Origin of the sequence: Trichococcus pasteurii, assembly GCF_900112935.1 — a bacterium.
GTDB lineage: Bacteria > Bacillota > Bacilli > Lactobacillales > Aerococcaceae > Trichococcus > Trichococcus pasteurii.
The window spans coordinates 288,963-309,134 of sequence record NZ_FONM01000002.1 but is presented as its reverse complement, the minus strand read 5'-3'; the positions used below and the strand labels follow the sequence as shown (position 1 = coordinate 309,134).

Here is a 20,172-nt window from a genome sequence, read left to right as displayed (position 1 = left end):
ATGACAAGTAAAACAGTTACCGTAATCGGAGCCGGCCTAGCCGGAAGCGAAGCGGCTTTTCAAATAGCGGAGCAAGGTATCCATGTCGATCTCTATGAGATGAGACCCAAAAAGATGACGCCTGCTCACCACACTTCAGGTTTCGCGGAATTGGTCTGCACCAATTCGCTGCGGGCGAACCAAGTCACGAACGCTGCCGGATTGATAAAGGAAGAAATGCGTCATCTGAACTCTCTGATCATCAAAGCGGCCGATGCGACCGCGCTTCCAGCAGGCGGCGCTTTGGCTGTCGATCGCGACACTTTTTCGGCATATGTTACGAAAGCATTGGAAGACCACCCCAACATCACGATCCATCTGGATGAACTGACGGAATTGCCTGAAGGGATCACGGTGGTAGCGACAGGCCCTTTGACTTCGGAACCATTAAGCCAATCGATCCAAAATTTCATCGAAACGGAAGGGTTGTACTTCTATGATGCCGCCGCACCGGTGTTGGAAAAAGACAGCATCAATATGGAGAAGGTTTACTTGAAGTCGCGTTATGACAAAGGCGAAGCCGCCTACTTGAACTGTCCGATGACTAAAGAGGAATTCGAAAATTTCTATCGCGAACTTATTGCGGCTGAGGTGGCCCCCTTGAAGGAATTCGAGGAGGAAAAATATTTCGACGGGTGCATGCCTTTCGAAGTGATGGCCTCAAGAGGCGAAAAAACGTTGCTGTTCGGTCCGATGAAACCGGTCGGGCTGGAAGATCCGAAGACCGGAAAGATTCCGTATGCGGTTGTACAGCTCCGCCAGGACAATGCCGCCGGGTCCCTATACAACATCGTCGGTTTCCAGACTCACCTGAAATGGGGAGAACAGAAACGGATCCTGCGAATGATCCCGGGCTTGGAAAATGTCGAGATCGTGCGTTACGGAGTCATGCATCGGAATACGTTCCTGAACTCTCCAAAAATACTGCGCTCAACCTATCAGAGCCAGAAACGCGACGATCTGTTCTTTGCCGGCCAGATGACCGGAGTTGAAGGATATGTCGAGAGTGCCGCCAGTGGCTTGTTGGCGGGCCTTAACGCCGCCAGATTGGCGAACGGACAGGAATGCGTTGTTTTTCCGAAAGAGACGATGATCGGTGCGATGTCGCACTACATAACGAACACGGACAGCAAGCATTTCCAACCGATGAATGCCAACTTCGGCATCATTGAACCGTTAGGCGGCAAGAAAATCCGTGACAAACAGCTCAAAAACCAAATGATAGCCGATAAAGCGTTGGCTGCTCTGGACGAATTCGTGCAAACGATTTAAGTTCGCCAGCTTACATTGAAATCTCTCCAACATTGTGATAAATTTAGTCATAAGATGTTGGAGGGATTTTTTTGTCTAATCAAGAATTAATCGATCGTTTCATAAACTATTTGGCTATCGAGAGGCGCTATTCCGACGAAACCGTCAAGGCCTATCTGTTTGACCTGAAAAAATTCGAATCCTTTCTTGAGGAAAGTGGAACCAGCGATTTGATGGCGGTGCAATTGTATGATGTCCGCCTGTATTTGAGTTTTTTGGACGAACAAAAACTGAGCCGAAACACGATTTCGCGCACGTTGTCCAGCTTGAGGGGGTTCTATCACTTCCTGATCCGCAATGACCTTCTTGATGAAAACCCTTTATCCTATATCTCTTTCAAGAAAAAGCAACTGCGTCTGCCGCAGTACCTTTACGAAGAAGAATTGGAAAAACTATTGCGCGCAGCCGAAGGGACGGAAATATTGGACTACCGGAACCGGGCGTTAGTGGAATTGTTGTATGCGACCGGAATCCGCGTCAGCGAATGCAAGAACATCAAGCTGCAGGATATATCCTTTGACTTGGGAGTTATTTTGATTTTCGGAAAAGGGAATAAAGAGCGGTATGTGCCGTTTGGCCATTATGCCGCAGCAGCTATCCAGGAGTATCTGGAAATGACCCGATCCGAATTGATGACTAAACACCAACGCAGCCATGATTATCTCTTTGTGAATCGCTTGGGTGATCCGCTCACGGCAGGCGGCGTTGAATACATACTGAAACAGATCATGAAAAAAACCGGATTGACCGTGACGTTGCATCCCCATATGCTGCGGCATACATTTGCGACCGATATGCTGAATAACGGAGCGGATATGCGGACAGTTCAGGAACTTTTGGGACATGCCAGCCTGTCATCCACTCAAATATACACACACGTGACGAAAGATGCCCTGCAAAGGAATTACAACCAATTCCATCCACGGGCGAAACGGGACAGCAAGAAATAGGGGGAATAAAAAATGACAACAATCTGTGCAGTGCAGCACAACGGACGGTCGGCCATGGCGGGGGACGGTCAGGTGACGATGGGCCAATCCGTCATCATGAAAGGGACCGCCAAAAAAATCAGACGCATTTACCATGATGAAGTCATCGTCGGTTTCGCTGGTGGAGTAGCGGACGCGTTCACCCTGGAGGATAAATTTGAAGAGAAACTCAATCAATACAAAGGGAACCTGTTGCGCGCCTCCATCGAGGTGGCGAAAGAATGGCGCGGCGATCGCGCGCTTCAGAAGCTGGAGGCGTTGCTGATTGTCATGAACAAGGAGCAGATGCTGCTTGTTTCCGGTAGCGGGGAAGTCATCGAGCCGGATGATGGGATCCTTACGATCGGCTCGGGCGGGAATTATGCCTTGGCTGCAGCAAGAGCCCTGAAAAGAAGAGGCTCCGATCTTTCCGCAAAAGAAATCGCCTACGAAAGTCTCAAGATCGCCTCAGAAATCTGCGTATTTACTAACGACAACATCATCGTTGAAGAATTTTAGATAGGTGGCTACTATAATGAAGGAACAGCACAACAGAACACCCAGAGAAATCGTCAAGGAGCTCGATCGTTATGTCATCGGGCAGGATGCGGCCAAAAAAGCGATCGCTGTCGCTTTACGGAATCGCTACAGAAGACAAAAATTGGATGCTGACATGCAAAAAGAAGTGACTCCGAAAAACATTCTGATGATCGGCCCGACCGGAGTAGGGAAGACAGAACTGGCGAGACGCTTGGCGTTGTTGGTCGAGGCACCCTTCGTCAAGGTCGAGGCCACCAAATTCACGGAAGTCGGTTATGTCGGGCGTGACGTCGAGTCGATGGTCCGCGATCTGATGGAGAACGCCATCCAGATTGTCGAAAAGCAAAAACGCGGAGATGTGTATGCCAAAGCCTACGAAGCGGCTTTAGAACGACTGGCCAAAGTCATGAAGCCGGGGATCAAAAAAGCGAAGCCCTAACAAGATGGAATGAATGACTGGCAAAATATGTTCAAAAACCTGGGGATGCCACTGCCTGAAGATCAGGAAGAAGCTGCCGAAGAAGTGACCGCCGAAATCGCCAAGAGCAGAGCGGATATCATCGAGCAATTGCGCAAAGGACTGCTGAATAAGCGTGACGTCTCGATCAAAGTTGAGGAAAAACAAGCACATCCATTGGGAGCCGGCGGAAACAACGAGCAAATGATGATGCTTCAGTCGGCGTTTGAATCCATGACGCCGAAAAAGAAGATGCAAAGGACGCTTTTGGTCGAGGATGCCATTGAGGTGCTCGTGCAGGAAGAAACCGACAAATTGGTCAATAAGGATGATATTTCGCAGGAAGCTTTGAAGTTGGCCGAAACCAACGGCATCATATTCATCGATGAAATCGACAAAATCACTTCCAAATCGCAAAACTCAGGCGAAGTGTCGCGGGAAGGCGTTCAGCGGGATATCCTTCCGATTGTCGAAGGAAGCCAAGTTTCCACCAAGTATGGGGCTATCCAAACGGACCACATCCTCTTCATAGCATCCGGAGCGTTCCACGTTTCCAAGCCAAGCGATCTGATCCCGGAACTGCAAGGCCGTTTCCCGATCCGGGTTGAATTGAATGACCTTACGGAAGATGATTTTGTGCGGATCCTCACCGAGCCAAATAACGCGATGCTGAAGCAATACACCGCACTGTTGGCAACGGAAGACGTCAACATCACCTTCACCCAGGAAGCCATCCGGAAAATGGCTGTCATCGCGACTGAAGTCAACCAGGAAACCGATAACATCGGAGCCAGAAGGCTGCACACGATCATGGAGAAATTGCTGGAGGATCTGTTGTTTGAGGCTTCCGAAATACCTGGGACAGAGATTACGATAACAGAACATTATGTGGATGAAAAACTTGAAAAAATTGTAGAGAACAAAGATTTAAGAAGATATATCCTTTAAGCATAAAAAATCCCCTTTAGGCTGGATAAACCTTGCGGATATTTTCTGACGGATGATCGTATGGGGGGAAATATGGACGAATTATTAGAAAAGTTGAGAAGGATCAACTACATGCTGCAAAAAGAAGGGGGCTTTGTCGCTGTCAGCGACGAAGCGACGGCATTACCCTTTACGGAAATGGCAAGCGTGCTTGGGGATATTTTAAGGGCCAACACGTATCTGATCGATCTGTCCGGCAATCTATTAGGCTACAGTGAGGCGACCGATATCAACAATGCCCGCATCAAACAAATGCTGGAGGACAAAAAGTTTCCGGAGCAGTATGCCCAAAATCTGTCTGCCTTGTTTCAGACGACCGCGAACATCGGCATTGAATCTGATTTCACAGCCTTTCCGATCGAAAGCAGAGACTTGTTCATTACAGGTGTCACAACAATCGTTCCGATTTTTGCTTCCGGCAAGCGCTTGGGGAGTTTGATTTTGGCACGGATGGGTCCGGCTTTTGACAGCAGCGACTTGATTCTTGCCGAACACGGTGCCACCGTAATCGGCATTGAGTTGCTGCATACCATCAATTTGCGCATGGAAGAGGCAACACGAGTGACCACACTGATCCAGATCGCCATCAAATCATTGTCTTTCAGCGAGCTGGAGGCGGTCAAGGCGATTTTTGAGACTTTTCCATCCTTAGAGGAACGCATCACCGCATCAAAAATTGCGGCAGAAAAAAATATTACGCGCTCCGTTATTGTGAATGCCTTAAGGAAACTGGAATCAGCCGGCATTCTCGAGACGAGATCGCTCGGCATGAAGGGAACGTTCATCAGAGTCGTTTCCGCAGAATTGCTTGATGCTTTAAAAAAGGCTTTGTATCAAAAAAATGATCAGTAAGCAAAATGGTGTAAAGCCAAACTAGGGGGAAATGTAATGGAGTTTGTAATCGAGAATCAGCATCTTACGGTAACCGTAAAAGATAAAGGTGCAGAAATCACCAGTGTAATCGCAAAGAAAACCGGCATCGAATATATTTGGCAAGCTGATGAAAAAGTTTGGAACAGGCATGCTCCTATCCTTTTTCCGTTCGTAGGACGCCTGAAGGATGATTCCTTTCGACATAACGGCAACACTTACACAATGGGGCAACACGGCTTTGCTCGCGACTCGAAATTTTCGGTGCATGAGCGGCTGTCCGACAGCATCACGTTTATCCTTGCTCCGAATGGTGATTTCAAAGATGTTTATCCGTTTTTGTTTGAACTGCAGTTGACTTATCAATTATTCGAGAATCAGCTGGCGGTCAGCTACAAAGTGAAGAACCTTGATGCAGACAAGATGTATTTCTCGATCGGTGGACATCCAGGCTTCAATGTGCCGTTGATGGAAGGTGAAGCATTCGAGGATTACTACGTCAAGATGACTCCTGACACTTCCCGCGATCGCTTGTTCCTGGAGGGACCCTACCTCGCAGCGGACAAAACGGTTGCAGTGGAACTGAACGAGTTCCGATTGCAACGGGACCTCTTCCTTAATGATGCCATTATTTTCAAAACACCGGAACCGACCACTGTCACGCTGGCATCCGATAAGGGGGAACATGGTGCCACGATGTCCTATGAAGATTTCGACTACTTAGGCATCTGGACAAAGCCTCAGGAAGACGCCACATATATTTGTTTGGAACCTTGGTGTGGACTTGCTGACCGGTCGGATTCGGACGGAGAGCTGGAACGCAAAACAGCCATCCAATCACTTGAGCCCGGAAATAAACGGTATTATGTCCATCGGATTGAATTCTTCTAGACTGTTGTTCATCAGCTGAACCCAACAACGTTTATCTTTGGGTCTGAAAAAGGCGGGGCCGTAAATCAGCAACGATTTACGGCCCCGCCTTATTCGGTTATTTTTCTTTAGCGCTCTTCGCTTTGTAGCCGAAAGGCACTTTGCTTTCCGTGCCATTTCTGATCCGGTAAATATTGGAACGATGGCGATAGATGATGAAGATCGTCAAAAGGATCGTAACGATCGTCAATGGCCAATCCTTAAAAAAGAAGGAAAGTGTGACCGCTGTAAAACAGGCCAGGATGCTGGATAGGCTGACCATTCTGGAAAAGTACAAGTAGATGATGAAAGCGACGATGGCTTCTGCAAAAAAAAGCGGATTGTAGGCCAACAGGATACCGGCGCTTGTGGCAACGGCCTTGCCGCCTTTGAATCCAGCAAACAGGGGATAAGTATGCCCTAATGCTGCAACAACTCCGGCCAACAAGGGATGGATATCGACTCCCAGCCAAATCGGCAATAAGGTTGCCGCCGAACCTTTCAGCATGTCCATGATCAGGACGATGATGCCGGCTTTTTTTCCTAACACGCGGAAGGTATTGGTTGTTCCACTGTTCCCGCTGCCGTATTTGCGGATGTCTGTATGATAAAAATATTTTCCGATCCAGATGCCTGAAGGGATGGATCCCAAAAGATAGGCCAGGACGATGATGATTGCTGTCATTCTCACTTCACTCCTAAGTTGATACTCCAATATAAAACAATTCTAGTTCATTTTACCATTTTATCCGCATTTTTCCTATAGGAGGCAGAATTCCGCCGCATTTTTTATACTTTTCAAAGTGAAAGTTATACAGTATGATAGAATAGATGTTCGGTTCAGAACAGATATGAAGGAGTTTTTTTATGGCACAAAATAAAGAGATTAAATACAATGATGACTCCATTCAAGTGTTGGAAGGACTTGAAGCAGTCAGGAAACGTCCCGGGATGTACATCGGTTCGACTGATGCGCGCGGTTTGCATCACTTAGTATATGAAATAGTCGACAATGCAGTCGACGAGGCTTTATCGGGGTTTGCCGATCAGATCGATATCACGATTCATGAAGACCAAAGCATCAGCGTGAAGGATAATGGCCGCGGCATGCCGACTGGTTTGCACGCTTCAGGTGTGCCTACAATCCAAGTCATTTTCACCGTTCTCCATGCTGGCGGTAAGTTCGGCCAGGGCGGATACAAAACATCAGGCGGCCTGCACGGAGTGGGTGCAAGCGTCGTGAATGCGTTATCCAAGTGGCTGGAAGTATCGGTCACCCGCGAGAGCACAGTCTATACAATGAAATTCAAGGATGGCGGAAAACCCGCCAGCAAATTGACCAAATCAAAAAGCACCTCAAAGGGCTCGGGCTCTTTGATTCACTTTTTACCGGACAAGGAAGTTTTCGGAACAGCGCAACTGTCCTATGAGGTTTTGGCGGAACGGTTCCGCGAATCAGCCTTTTTGTTGAAAGGCTTAACCATCACGCTGAAAGATGAACGTACCGAACAAAGCGATACTTTTTTCTTCGAAGAAGGGATCAAGGAATTCGTTGCTTACTTAAATGAAGAAAAGGATACATTGCACGATGTGGTGTATTTCAGCGGGGAAGCCGATGGGATCGAGATTGAGTTCTCCTTCCAGTACAACGACGGCTATTCGGAGACGATCCTTTCGTTCGTCAACAACGTCCGCACCAAGGATGGCGGCACGCACGAAACCGGCGCCAAGACAGCGATAACAAAAGCCTTCAATGAATACGCCCGTAAGATGAACCTGATCAAAGAGAAGGAAAAGAATCTCGAAGGCAGCGATGTGCGTGAGGGCCTTTCGGCGGTGTTGTCCCTGCGTGTACCGGAGAACCTGCTCCAATTCGAAGGCCAAACGAAAGAAAAATTAGGCACCCCGCAAGCACGGGCAGCCGTTGATGGACTCATCAGCGAAAAACTGAGCATCTATCTGACCGAAAATGGCGAAACAGCCCAAATGCTTGCCAGAAAATCCCTGAAAGCCAGAGAGGCAAGAAATGCAGCGCGTAAAGCCCGTGAAGAAACGCGTAACGGCAAAAAAAGGCAAAAAAACGAATCGTTGTTGTCCGGCAAGCTGACGCCTGCGCAAAGCAAAAATCCGAAAAAGAACGAACTGTATCTGGTCGAGGGTGATTCCGCCGGTGGATCCGCCAAACAAGGGCGCGACCGTAAGTTCCAAGCGATACTTCCGCTGCGCGGCAAAGTCATCAATACGGAACGCGCGAGCATGCAGGATATATTGAAAAACGAGGAAATCAACACGATCATCTACACGGTCGGTGCAGGGGTCGGTGCGGATTTCGAAATCGAGGATTGCAATTACGACAAAATCATCATCATGACGGATGCGGATACGGATGGTGCGCACATTCAGATCCTGTTGCTGACTTTCTTTTATCGTTACATGAAACCGTTGCTGGAAGCCGGAAAAATTTATCTCGCGCAACCGCCCCTGTATAAAATATCCAAGGGCTTCGGCAAAAACGAAAAGATCGAATACGCATGGACCGAAAAGGAGCTGCAGGAAAAAATCGACATCATCGGTAAGGGTTACATCCTGCAACGCTATAAAGGACTCGGGGAAATGAACGCGGATCAGCTGTGGGATACTACAATGGATCCTGAAACCAGAACGTTGATCCGGGTTCTCATCGATGACAAAGCCCAAGCGGAGCGCCGGGTCACGACGCTGATGGGAAATAAAGTCGAACCGCGAAGGAAATGGATCGAGAAGCATGTCGAATTTTCGATGGCTGATGATAAGAGCATCCTGGAGCAGGACATGGCACCGACGCCCGATAATGGGCAGGCACACCTGCAGGAGAAAGTGAAGAAGGAAACTTCTGATCAGCAAATCGCTCATGATATGGAACAAATTTCGTTAGATTTTGAAAGTGGTGAACTATAGTGGATAATCTGGAAATCAAAGAGCTGATGCTCGAAAACGTAATGGGGGACCGCTTCGGGAGATACTCGAAATACATCATCCAGGATCGTGCATTGCCTGATATCCGCGATGGGCTGAAACCTGTTCAGCGACGGATCCTGTTCGCGATGGATGTTGCCGGAAACACTTCGGACAAAGGCTTCCGCAAATCGGCAAAAACAGTCGGGAATGTCATCGGTAATTATCATCCGCACGGGGATTCCAGTGTCTATGAAGCGATGGTCCGGTTGAGCCAGGATTGGAAAATGCGGGAAGTATTGGTCGAAATGCACGGAAACAACGGGAGTATGGATGGGGATTCAGCCGCTGCGATGCGGTATACCGAGGCCAGGTTGTCAAAAATCTCAGCAGAACTGTTGCGCGACATCGATAAGGAGACCGTAGACTTTGTGCTGAACTTCGACGATACCGATCAGGAGCCTACAGTATTGCCCGCCAGATACCCGAATCTTTTGGTGAACGGCGCCACCGGTATTTCCGCCGGTTACGCGACCGATATCCCGCCGCATAATTTAGGGGAGGTCATCGATGCGACCTTGCATCTGATCGATCACCCTGATGCGGAGCTCAAAGCGCTCATGAAATATGTTAAAGGGCCAGATTTCCCTACCGGGGCGATCATTCAGGGCTTGGATGGATTGAAGGACGCCTACAGAACCGGCAAAGGGAAAGTAGTCGTACGTTCGCGCACGTCCATCGAGAGCATCCGCGGCGGCAAACAGCAGATCGTCATTTCGGAAATCCCTTATGACGTCAACAAAGCGACGCTAGTTAAGCGTATGGACGAAATCCGCATCAACCGCAAGATTGAAGGGATCGCCGAAGTGCGGGATGAATCAGACCGCACGGGGCTGCAGATTGTTGTCGAACTGAAAAAAGAAGCAAATGCGGAAGGGATCCTCAACTATCTGCTCAAAAATACAGATCTGCAAGTAAACTATAACTTCAATATGGTCGCAATCGATGAACGCCGCCCGATGCAAGTCGGCTTGCACCAAATCCTGAAAGCCTATATCCGCCACCAAAAAATCGTCATCACCCGCCGGACGAAGTACAGTCTGAGGAAAGCGGAAACGCGCCTGCATATCGTGGATGCATTGATCAGAGTCATTTCGATCCTTGATGAGGTTATCCAATTGATCCGTGACAGCAAAGACAAGAAGGACTCAAAACAGAATCTTATGAAGCAGTATGCTTTTTCGGAACCGCAGGCGGAAGCGATCGTTTCCTTGCAGCTGTACCGTCTATCCAATACGGATATAACTGCCCTGCAGAACGAAAAGTTGGAACTGAACGAGCAGATTGCGACCTACCACGAAATCCTGAAACAGGAAAAAACGTTGTACGCTGTTATGAAGACAGAACTCTCGGCAGTCAAGAAACAATACGCGAATCCTCGCCGGACTACGATCCAACATGAAATCGAAGAAATCAAAATCGATACGGAAGTTCTCGTGCCGGTAGAAGAAGTCGTTGTCGTAATCACAAAAGAGGGCTATTACAAGCGCACCAGCCTACGCTCTTTTGGAGCGTCGACGATCGAAGAAGTCGGATTGCGTGAAGGCGATAAGCCTCTTTTTGTCGGGAAAGCATCGACCCTTGATGCGATTGTGATGTTCACCAGCAAGGGAGACTATCTTCATTTCCCGGTGCATGAGTTGCCGGAATTGAAATGGAAAGATACGGGGCATCATATCTCGCAGAACATTCCCTTCGCACCGGAAGAGAAAATCATCAGCGTAGAAATTATCCCGAACAACAGCGAACCGACCGGGACAATCCTTTTCATATCAAAAGAAGGATACATCAAACAGACGCTGATGAGCGACTTCCGGACCTTCCGTGGCTACAGAAACAAAAAAGCGGTCGCCATGAAGATGAAGAGCGAGACGGATGCGATTGTTTCCATCCAACGCTTGGAGGATAAACAAAATTATGATGTTCTGCTGGTGACCCATTTCGGATTCAGCCTGCGTTACGCCGTGAATGAAGTGGGCATCATCGGAACGCGCGCCAGCGGAGTAAAGTCCATCAACCTGAAGGATGGGGACTTGGTGGTCGGGGGCGCTGCCTTTAAAGAAGGTGATGAGGAATTCCCGATCCTTGTGGTCACGCAAAGAGGGAACATCAAAAAATTCAAATCCGGAGAAGTCCCGATTTTGGGTCGAGCGAAACGGGGATTGATGCTGCTGAAGGAATTGAAGGCCAAGCCGCATCGCATCGTCTTTATGGATTGCGATCTATCGATGCCTAACCGTTATGCGATCCGTACGACGGCTAGTAAGAGCATTGTGGCGGAAAGCAAAGAGATTCCGTTCAGCCCTAGGTATTCCAACGGCAGCTTCGCAATCAACGAGAAGACCGATGGCGAAGTGTCGGACATCGAAAAAGAGTTTGATTTTTCACAAATTAGAATTTTCTAATTATCTGTTATAAACGAAATGCCAAAACGGAAACTGTGTAATAGCACAGTTTCCGTTTTTTTATGAAACAGATTTTTTGTCAAAATAAAGGTTTCACTAACTAATCGAAAGTCAAAATCATTTTTTGAGATTCGAAAAAGCTTATATACCAACGTTTTAAAAATGTTTTCGAAAAATTTACAAAAAGTTCAAAAAAAAGATTGATAGTTGTTGCACTTTTATCTGTACGTGTTATAATGTTCATGTAGAAACCTGTTACACATATCACAATGTGAAAGCACCTTTAGGAGGAACATATAATGGAACAATGGCAAGGTTTTAAAGGAAAAACTTGGAAAGAAGAAGTCGACGTAAGAGACTTCATCATCAGCAACTTCTCTGAATACACAGGCGACGAAAGCTTTTTGGCTGGTCCTACTGAAACTACAAATCAATTATGGGATCAAGTTATGGATCTTACAAAACAAGAAAGAGAAGCTGGCGGCGTATTGGATATGGATACAAAAGTTGTATCTTCCATTACATCTCATGCAGCAGGCTACTTGAACAAAGAAAAAGAGCAAATCGTTGGTTTCCAAACTGAAAAACCACTTAAACGCAGCTTGATGCCTTTCGGCGGTATCCGCATGAGCGAACAGGCTTGTGAAGAAGCTGGCTACAAAGTTGATCCAGAAGTTTCAATGATTTTCCGCGATTACAGAAAAACACACAACCAAGGCGTATTTGACGCTTATACTCCAGAAATGCGTGCAGCAAGAACAACCGGCGTCATCACTGGCTTGCCAGATGCATACGGCCGCGGACGCATCATCGGTGACTACCGTCGTGTAGCTTTATACGGTGTTGACTTCTTGATGCAAGACAAATTAAATGAATTCGCTAAAATCGGCGACGGCACGATGACTGAAGAAATCATCCGCTTGAGAGAAGAGTTCAGCGAACAATACAGAGCTTTGAAAGAATTGAAAGAATTAGGAAACATCTACGGTTTCGATATTTCCAAACCAGCAACAAACGCTAAGGAAGCTTTCCAATGGTTATACTTCGGTTACTTGGCTGCTGTAAAACAACAAAACGGTGCTGCAATGTCATTAGGCCGTACTTCAACTTTCTTGGATATCTATATCCAACGCGATTTGGAAAACGGAACATTGACTGAAGAAGAAGCACAAGAAATCGTTGACCACTTCGTAATGAAATTACGTATGATCAAATTTGCACGTACGCCAGAATACCAAGAGTTGTACTCAGGAGATCCACAATGGGTTACTGAATCAATCGCTGGTATGGCACATGATGGCCGTTCAATGGTTACAAAAACAAGCTTCCGTTTCTTGAACACATTGACTAACTTGGGAGCAGCTCCAGAGCCTAACTTGACAGTTCTTTGGTCAACTAAATTGCCTGAAGGATTCAAGAAATACTGTGCTAAAATGTCTATCGAAACAAGCGCTATCCAATACGAAAATGATGACATCATGAGCCTTGAATGGGGCGATGACTACGGTATCGCTTGCTGCGTATCCGCGATGAGAATCGGGAAACAAATGCAATTCTTCGGAGCGCGTGCTAACCTAGCTAAAACATTGCTTTACGCAATCAACGGCGGGGTTGACGAAACGAAGAAAAAACAAGTCGGACCTAAATTGCAACCAATCACTTCAGAATACCTTGATTATAATGAAGTTGCTGAAAAATTCGATGTTATGATGGACTGGATCGTAGCTTTGTATGTGAATACATTGAACGTTATCCACTACATGCACGATAAATATTCATACGAATCATTAGAAATGGCTTTACATGATACACATGTTGTCCGCACATTGGCAACTGGTGTCGCTGGTTTCTCAGTTACAATCGATTCACTTTCAGCTATCAAATACGCGAAAGTTAAACCTATCCGCGACGAAAACGGCATTGCAATTGACTTCGAAATCGAAGGCGACTTCCCTAAATATGGTAACAACGATGATCGCGCTGACCAAATCGGTATCGACTTGTTGAAACAATACATGGGCAAAGTTAAAAAACACCAAACATACCGCAACTCTATCCCTACAACTTCTATCCTTACAATCACTTCTAACGTGGTTTACGGTAAGAAAACTGGTAGCACGCCAGACGGACGTAAAGCCGGCGAACCATTCGCACCTGGTGCTAACCCAATGCACGGAAGAGATACACACGGCGCTTTGGCAAGCTTGTCTTCAGTAGCTAAGATTCCTTACAAATATTCATTGGATGGTATCTCGAACACATTCTCAATCATCCCTAAAGCTTTGGGACGTGAAGAAGAAGTTCAAAAAGAAAACTTGACTGCAATGATGGATGGATACATCGCTAAAGGCGGCCACCACTTGAACGTCAACGTATTCAACCGTGAAACATTGCTTGACGCTATGGATCACCCAGAAAACTACCCACAATTGACTATCCGAGTTTCCGGATACGCTGTTAACTTCATCAAGTTGACCCGCGAACAACAATTGGACGTAATCAACCGTACAATGCACGAAATGATGTAATCTGCTTCAACTTGCATATTAATCTTATAAATTTAAACGGATGGATCATATGATTCATCCGTTTTCTATCAAAGGGAGCGAAAAATCGCTCTTTTTGATAGGAAATATTCCTTATGCGAGATACAATGAGATTAAGAAATAAACGACAGAGGAGTTTTTTGAAATGACTGAACCCTTAAAAGGATTTGTGCATTCAACAGAGAGTTTCGGTTCCGTCGATGGACCCGGAATCCGTTTTATTATATTTATGCAAGGCTGCCGCATGCGTTGCCAATTCTGCCATAACCCGGACACTTGGAACATCGGTGGCGGCAACGAGATGACCAGCGATGAATTGCTGAACATGGCCTTGCAATACAAGCCATTTTGGGGACAAAAAGGCGGCATTACCGTCAGCGGCGGCGAACCGTTGCTGCAGATCGACTTTCTGATCGAGTTGTTCACGAAAGCCAAAGCGCAAGGTGTGCATACGACATTGGACACTTGCGGCTTGCCGTTCACTTATGATGAACCTTTCTTCAGCCAATTCAATAAATTGTTGGCTGTGACCGATTTGATCCTGTTGGACATCAAACACATCGACAGCCAGAAGCACAAAGAACTGACAATGTGGCCGAACGAAAGCATCATCGAGCTGGCAAAATATTTGTCGGAAATCAATAAACCGATTTGGGTCCGTCATGTGCTGATCCCAGAGCGGACTGACTATGATGATTTCTTGATCCGACTGGATGCTTTCCTGAAAACATTGAAAAACATCGTCAAAGTGGAGATTCTGCCTTACCATAAAATGGGCGTCTACAAGTGGGAAACGTTGGGCATCCCTTATCAGTTGGAGGGAATCGATCCACCTACCGCCGAGCGCGTCGAAAATGCCAGAAAACTGCTGCATACAGAAGACTATAAAGGTTACTTGGATCTGTAAAATAATACTATTTTTTCAAGGAAGAAAAGAGAATTGCGGTTGCTCTTTTCTTCCTTTTTTATTATGATAAATTAAGACAATGGAAGAGAGAGTGAATTGAATGAAAAAACTGTTAGTTTTTGGGCACCAAAATCCGGATACGGATGCGATCACATCTGCAATCGCATACGCCTACTATCTGAATCATAACGGAATCGAAGCAGAGGCTGTGGCTCTTGGCCTGCCGAGCGAAGAAACAGCCTACGCTCTGAAACAATTCAAGACAGAGGCTCCGCGCGTCATCGAGGCTGCGGCAAACGAAACGGATACGGTTGCTTTGGTTGACCATAACGAAGCGCAACAAAGCGTCAGCGACATCAAAGATGTCGAAGTATATGCTGTGGTGGATCATCACCGCATCGCGAACTTCGAAACGGCCAACCCTTTGTATTACCGTGCAGAGCCTGTCGGTTGCACAAATACAATCCTTTATAAAATGTTCAAGGAAAAGAGCATCGCAATCCCTGCCGACATCGCCGGCTTGATGCTTTCTGCCATCATTTCTGATACCCTGTTGTTCAAATCACCGACTTGCACTCCGGAAGATGAAGCAGCGGCAACAGAATTGGCGGAAATCGCTGGTGTTTCCATGAACGAATATGGCCTTGCGATGCTGAAGGCCGGAACGAATTTGGATGACAAATCGATCGCGGAATTGCTGACTTTGGACGCTAAATCATTCCCGATGGGCGATAAAAACGTCCGCATCGCACAAGTGAACACTGTAGACGTGCAGGATGTTCTGGAAAGACAAGTTGAACTGGTTTCCGCTATGGAAGCAGAAAACGCCGCTCAAGGTTATGATGTGTTCTTGTTGGTGATCACAAACATCATTGACAGCGATTCTGCCTTATTGGCTGTCGGTTCACATTTGGACACAGTCGCATCCGCATTCGGCGTCTCGTTGAACGAAAATGTTGCGTTGTTGCCGGGTGTTGTTTCACGTAAGAAACAAGTTGTTCCACCATTGACGGAAGCATTCTCAAAATAATTTTTATAAAAGGGCGGAGATCCAACTCAGTTAATCTGAAGTGCATCTCTGCTTTTTTAACACTTAGGCCAAGAAAAAGAAGGGAGTTGAGGACGTGAAAATTGGTGTAATGTCAGACCTTCATATCGATTCTAATGCGAAAAAACTGGCGCCGGGTCAAACGTATGACTATCTCTTGGCGGAACTGCTCTATAATCAAGAAATCGACTTGTTATTGTTGGCGGGGGATGTCTCTTCCGATTACCACGATACCTTTGCTTTCCTGGATAGGATGCGTGATCACAACGTTTCGAAAATCCAATTCGTACCGGGTAATCATGACTTTTGGTCCATCCGCAACCATGAAGAGGACACGGACCGCATCTATCAGTTGTTCAAGGAGCGGGACGAAAATCCTGTCGGGAATCCATTTTTGATCGGGGATAAATGGGCAGTGGTGGGGAATCCGGGCTGGTATGATTATGGCTTCGCCAGTGACCGCTATACTATAGCAGAGTTTTCCAAGAAAAAACTGAAAGTCGGTGGTTGGAATGACCGCCGGTATGTGCATTGGTCAAAGGATGATCGCGCGGTTGCAACAGCCATGCAAGGGGAACTGGAAAGCGACTTGAAAGAAGTCGGCGACCGGAAAATAATCATGATGACACATGTTGTGACGCATCCGCAATTTGTCATCCCGCTCCCGCATCCGGTGTATGACTATTACAATGCTTTCCTCGGCAGCAAAAGCTATATGCAATTGTACGATCGTTATCCGATTGTGCATAGCATCATGGGGCATGTACACTTCCGAAAAATGCTGTATGAGGAAGATACGACCTTCTATTGCGCATGCCTTGGCAGTGCCCGGCATTGGTATACGGAGGATCCTTACATCGAAATGGCCTATACTATGGAAGAATTCACAATTGACAACTGAGTGGCAACTTGCCCTCGATGGGTTTTGTGATCGAATTGCGCTCACTCTTTTGGAGAGGGTTATTACTTTCCTTTTACCAAAAATAAGTTATGCTTATCTTGTAGGTTGATACAGTTAGATTAATACAGGTTAGAGGTGGATTCGCGTGAGATCATTCAACTTATCGGATAAAGGGGTATATACGCAGACGAAGGATTGGAAAGCGGCTGATTGGATTCATGTGGAGAATCCGAGCAACGAAGACGTTGAGGATCTGGTAGCTATTTTCGGCATCCCAAAGGACTACATCATGGATTCGCTGGACGAATATGAGATCCCACGGCAAGAGAAAGTCAAAAATGGTGCAGGGGAGGATATTAATCTTCTGATCGTCCTCTTCCCCAAAATGCGATCGGTGCAGGAAAAATACACGGAGTACCATACGTATCCTTTGTCTATCATAAGAGTCAATGACACATTGATCACAGTCTGCAAAGAGACGCCTTCTTTTTTGACGCATATCATGAATAATGAGTCTTTCAAAAACGAACCAGCAACAACCCAGCATCACATCATCTTATACATATTATGGGAATTGACAAGGAGTTTTATTCGTCATCTGAGAGAAATCGATGGCATCATCGAAGACCTGCAGATTCAGATAACCAGTGCTACCCATAACGAATACTTTTATAAGCTGATTGCCCTGCATAAGAGTTTGGTTTATTTTGAGACATCCATCAACAAAAATCACCCTTTGATAACGGAGTCAATCCATGAAGCTGTTTTAGGGGATGATGTGCAAAGCCAAGAATTGCTGCGTGATATCACGGATATCTCAAATCAAGCCGAAGTGATGGTCACTGAATCAAGCAAGATGATCGATCAGTTGAGCGAAGTATTTTCCAGCGTGATTACAAATAACTTGAACAACATCATGAAAGTTTTGACTTCTATCACCATCGTCCTGACGATCCCGACCATCATGGCAGGGTTCTGGGGCATGAATGTCGATCTGCCATTCGAAAATCATCCGTGGGCGTTCGGCATCACCAGTCTGATCACAATCTTCATCTGCTTTTTGACGGTTTACTGGTTGAAAAAGAAAGATTATTTCTGACATGGAATGTGAATATAGACAGGTGACATCGCAATGAAGCGTAAGCGGCAATTATTTCTGTCGGTTACGCTTTTTGCTATGCCTTTTCAGTACAGGAAGTTGTCCTTGGTTGGTATACTATATGTGGGAGGTGATGCGGTATGGTAGAGGATTTCCAGAGTTGGTTGGAGAGCTACGATTTGGAAAAACTTTTCAGCGATAAGCGGGACAAAGAAACCATCGACAAGGAGATGTTTCTGTTCGTCAGATCGAATGATTTTGACAACTACTTTTCCTATGACGGAGACCTGGGAGCGCTTTACGAAAAAGAAGGCACGCTATTGAGGGTGTGGACTCCTACAGCAAAGACGGTGGAAGTTTGGACGTATGCCGATGATTCCATCAAGAAGCCTTCTCAAAAAATAGCGATGGTGCAGAAACCCAAAGGGATTTTTGAGGCTTACCTTCCCGGTGATCAGCACGGAACGATTTATGTCTATAAGATTCTCTTCCTGAATAACCGCGAATCCATTACGATCGATCCCTATGCACGTGCGACGACGGTGAACGGCACAAAATCGGTCATTACGGATCTGACAAGGACGAATCCTGACGGGTGGGGTGACCGATTGCCGGCCTTCGGTCTTCCGGAAGAGGCAATCATCTATGAGCTGCACATCAGGGATTTTTCCATATCCGAAACGAGCGGAATAAGGAATAAAGGCAAATTCCTTGGTTTGACCGAAAAAAACACTAAAAATCCCAGCGGAATAAGCACGGGTTTGGATTACCTGATCGATTTGGGCGTCACCCATATCCAGGTTTTGCCGATGTTCGATTATGCCACAGTCGATGAGGCGAATCTGACGGAACCGCAATACAATTGGGGCTACGATCCGCTGAACTATAATGTACCGGAAGGTTCTTATTCAAGCAATCCATTTGAGCCAGTCAACAGGATCGTCGAACTGAAGCAAATGATCCAAACGTTGCACGACAATGGCTTGAGGGTGATCATGGATGTCGTCTATAACCACGTCTACGATCCGAAAGATCAGGCTTTGGAAAGGACCGTTCCGGGTTACTTTTATCGCTACAATGCGGATGGTTCGCTGGCGAACGGAACGGGCGTCGGAAATGACACGGCCTCCGAAAGGCATATGATGCGCAAGTATATCATCGATAGCGTGAAGTATTGGGCAAAAGAGTATCATCTCGATGGTTTCCGCTTCGATCTGATGGGCATCCATGACTCAGTCACGATGAATGCGATCAGGGAGGCGTTGGATAAAATCGATCCGTCCATCATCATCATCGGAGAGGGATGGGAAATGACCACGCCGCTACCGGAGGACTTGAAAGCTTCCCAGAAGAATGCGCAGGCAATGCCAAGGATCGCCCACTTCAACGATTCGATCCGGGTAGCATTGAAAGGCAGCGATTTCGGGGACGAAAAGGACAGAGGCTTCATCAGCGGCAAAAACTATCAGGAAGATCTGCTGCTCCGGAACATAAAGGGCGCCATGCATTTATCCAGCCACAGCAGTTATGTCGATCCGGAACAAGTCATCCAGTATGTGGAAGCTCATGATAATTTGACGCTCTACGATAAACTGTTGCGGTCCAATCCGAATGACAGTGAAGAGGTGCGCATAAAAAGGCATACATTGGCAACAAGCATCGTCTTGCTTTCGCAGGGGGTTCCCTTTATCCACGGCGGACAGGAATTTTTGAGGACAAAAGAAGGGGTGGCCAACAGCTACAACTCACCCGACGAAATCAATCAGTTTGAATGGGAACGGGTGACGACGTTCCAGAAATCAGTGGTCTACGTCAAAGGTCTGATTGCCTTGCGCAAGAGTGAATATCTGTTCCGCCTGCATACCCACGAAGAAATTGACGCCCATTTCACGACGCTCAGCGAAAATTTCAACATCGTGGCCTTTTCCTTAGAAAACGAAGGAAAAAAGTACATCGTCATTTTCAATGCGAACCGAAACGATACGGTCTTCCGGGTGGAGAAGGGAAAGTATGCCATCCTTGTTGAAGACAACCAAGTCTTTCTGGAGCGAAAGGCTGAAGCTGCCATGATGGAAAAAATCCTGGTCAAAGCCCATACAACTTCCGTATTGTATGCAGAAAATCAGAACAAAAAGAACATTTAAACAGCAGTGCACATTTATTTTTCGTGAGAACGATTGAATATCTCTTT

General features: G+C 46.6%; 14 protein-coding genes and 1 pseudogene. 14 read left to right on the top strand and 1 reads right to left on the bottom strand.

Annotated elements, in window-relative coordinates:
- From trmFO to BM184_RS03690, 6 genes and pseudogenes are all read left to right on the top strand, one after another.
- Complete coding sequence (trmFO, locus tag BM184_RS03715; protein WP_086941509.1) at positions 1 to 1,311, top strand: methylenetetrahydrofolate--tRNA-(uracil(54)-C(5))-methyltransferase (FADH(2)-oxidizing) TrmFO; 1,311 nt, start codon at positions 1 to 3, stop codon at positions 1,309 to 1,311.
- 71 nt (positions 1,312 to 1,382) lie between these two features.
- Positions 1,383 to 2,300 (top strand): tyrosine recombinase XerC, encoded by a 918-nt coding sequence (gene xerC / locus BM184_RS03710; protein WP_086941508.1) that lies wholly within the window; start codon positions 1,383 to 1,385, stop codon positions 2,298 to 2,300.
- A 12-nt stretch (positions 2,301 to 2,312) separates the two neighbouring features.
- Positions 2,313 to 2,837: an HslVU peptidase proteolytic subunit gene (gene hslV, locus BM184_RS03705; protein WP_086941507.1), complete on the top strand. Its 525-nt coding sequence runs from the start codon at positions 2,313 to 2,315 to the stop codon at positions 2,835 to 2,837.
- 16 nt (positions 2,838 to 2,853) lie between these two features.
- Positions 2,854 to 4,263, top strand: a pseudogene (hslU, locus tag BM184_RS03700) (ATP-dependent protease ATPase subunit HslU).
- Positions 4,264 to 4,335: 72 nt separating this feature from the next.
- Entirely contained in the window at positions 4,336 to 5,154 is an 819-nt protein-coding gene (gene codY / locus BM184_RS03695) for a GTP-sensing pleiotropic transcriptional regulator CodY (RefSeq protein WP_086941506.1), read from the top strand.
- 36 nt (positions 5,155 to 5,190) lie between these two features.
- Positions 5,191 to 6,063, top strand: a complete 873-nt coding sequence (locus BM184_RS03690) for an aldose 1-epimerase family protein (protein ID WP_086941505.1) — start codon at positions 5,191 to 5,193, stop codon at positions 6,061 to 6,063.
- Between the two features lie 97 nt (positions 6,064 to 6,160).
- Here BM184_RS03690 and plsY read toward each other — a convergent pair whose 3' ends face one another.
- Positions 6,161 to 6,766, bottom strand: coding sequence for a glycerol-3-phosphate 1-O-acyltransferase PlsY (gene plsY / locus BM184_RS03685; RefSeq protein ID WP_086941504.1), 606 nt, complete (start codon positions 6,764 to 6,766; stop codon positions 6,161 to 6,163).
- A gap of 182 nt (positions 6,767 to 6,948) precedes the next feature.
- Between plsY and parE the strand changes: the two genes are divergently transcribed.
- The 8 genes from parE (at position 6,949) to pulA (ending at position 20,125) form a co-directional block, all read left to right on the top strand.
- Positions 6,949 to 9,018 carry a DNA topoisomerase IV subunit B gene (gene parE / locus BM184_RS03680; protein WP_086941503.1) on the top strand — a complete coding sequence of 690 codons (2,070 nt, stop codon included), beginning with the start codon at positions 6,949 to 6,951 and terminating at the stop codon, positions 9,016 to 9,018.
- 26 nt (positions 9,019 to 9,044) lie between these two features.
- Complete coding sequence (parC, locus tag BM184_RS03675; protein WP_086941822.1) at positions 9,045 to 11,480, top strand: DNA topoisomerase IV subunit A; 2,436 nt, start codon at positions 9,045 to 9,047, stop codon at positions 11,478 to 11,480.
- A 299-nt stretch (positions 11,481 to 11,779) separates the two neighbouring features.
- Positions 11,780 to 14,008 carry a formate C-acetyltransferase gene (gene pflB, locus BM184_RS03670; RefSeq protein ID WP_086941502.1) on the top strand — a complete coding sequence of 743 codons (2,229 nt, stop codon included), beginning with the start codon at positions 11,780 to 11,782 and terminating at the stop codon, positions 14,006 to 14,008.
- A 163-nt stretch (positions 14,009 to 14,171) separates the two neighbouring features.
- Positions 14,172 to 14,933 carry a pyruvate formate-lyase-activating protein gene (pflA, locus tag BM184_RS03665; protein ID WP_086941501.1) on the top strand — a complete coding sequence of 254 codons (762 nt, stop codon included), beginning with the start codon at positions 14,172 to 14,174 and terminating at the stop codon, positions 14,931 to 14,933.
- A gap of 100 nt (positions 14,934 to 15,033) precedes the next feature.
- Complete coding sequence (locus tag BM184_RS03660; RefSeq protein ID WP_086941500.1) at positions 15,034 to 15,963, top strand: manganese-dependent inorganic pyrophosphatase; 930 nt, start codon at positions 15,034 to 15,036, stop codon at positions 15,961 to 15,963.
- Between the two features lie 94 nt (positions 15,964 to 16,057).
- Positions 16,058 to 16,882, top strand: a complete 825-nt coding sequence (locus tag BM184_RS03655) for a metallophosphoesterase (protein WP_086941499.1) — start codon at positions 16,058 to 16,060, stop codon at positions 16,880 to 16,882.
- Between the two features lie 145 nt (positions 16,883 to 17,027).
- Positions 17,028 to 17,981 (top strand): magnesium transporter CorA family protein, encoded by a 954-nt coding sequence (locus BM184_RS03650; protein ID WP_177208523.1) that lies wholly within the window; start codon positions 17,028 to 17,030, stop codon positions 17,979 to 17,981.
- A gap of 140 nt (positions 17,982 to 18,121) precedes the next feature.
- Complete coding sequence (gene pulA, locus BM184_RS03645) at positions 18,122 to 20,125, top strand: type I pullulanase (RefSeq protein WP_086941497.1); 2,004 nt, start codon at positions 18,122 to 18,124, stop codon at positions 20,123 to 20,125.
- Positions 20,126 to 20,172: the final 47 nt, after the last annotated feature.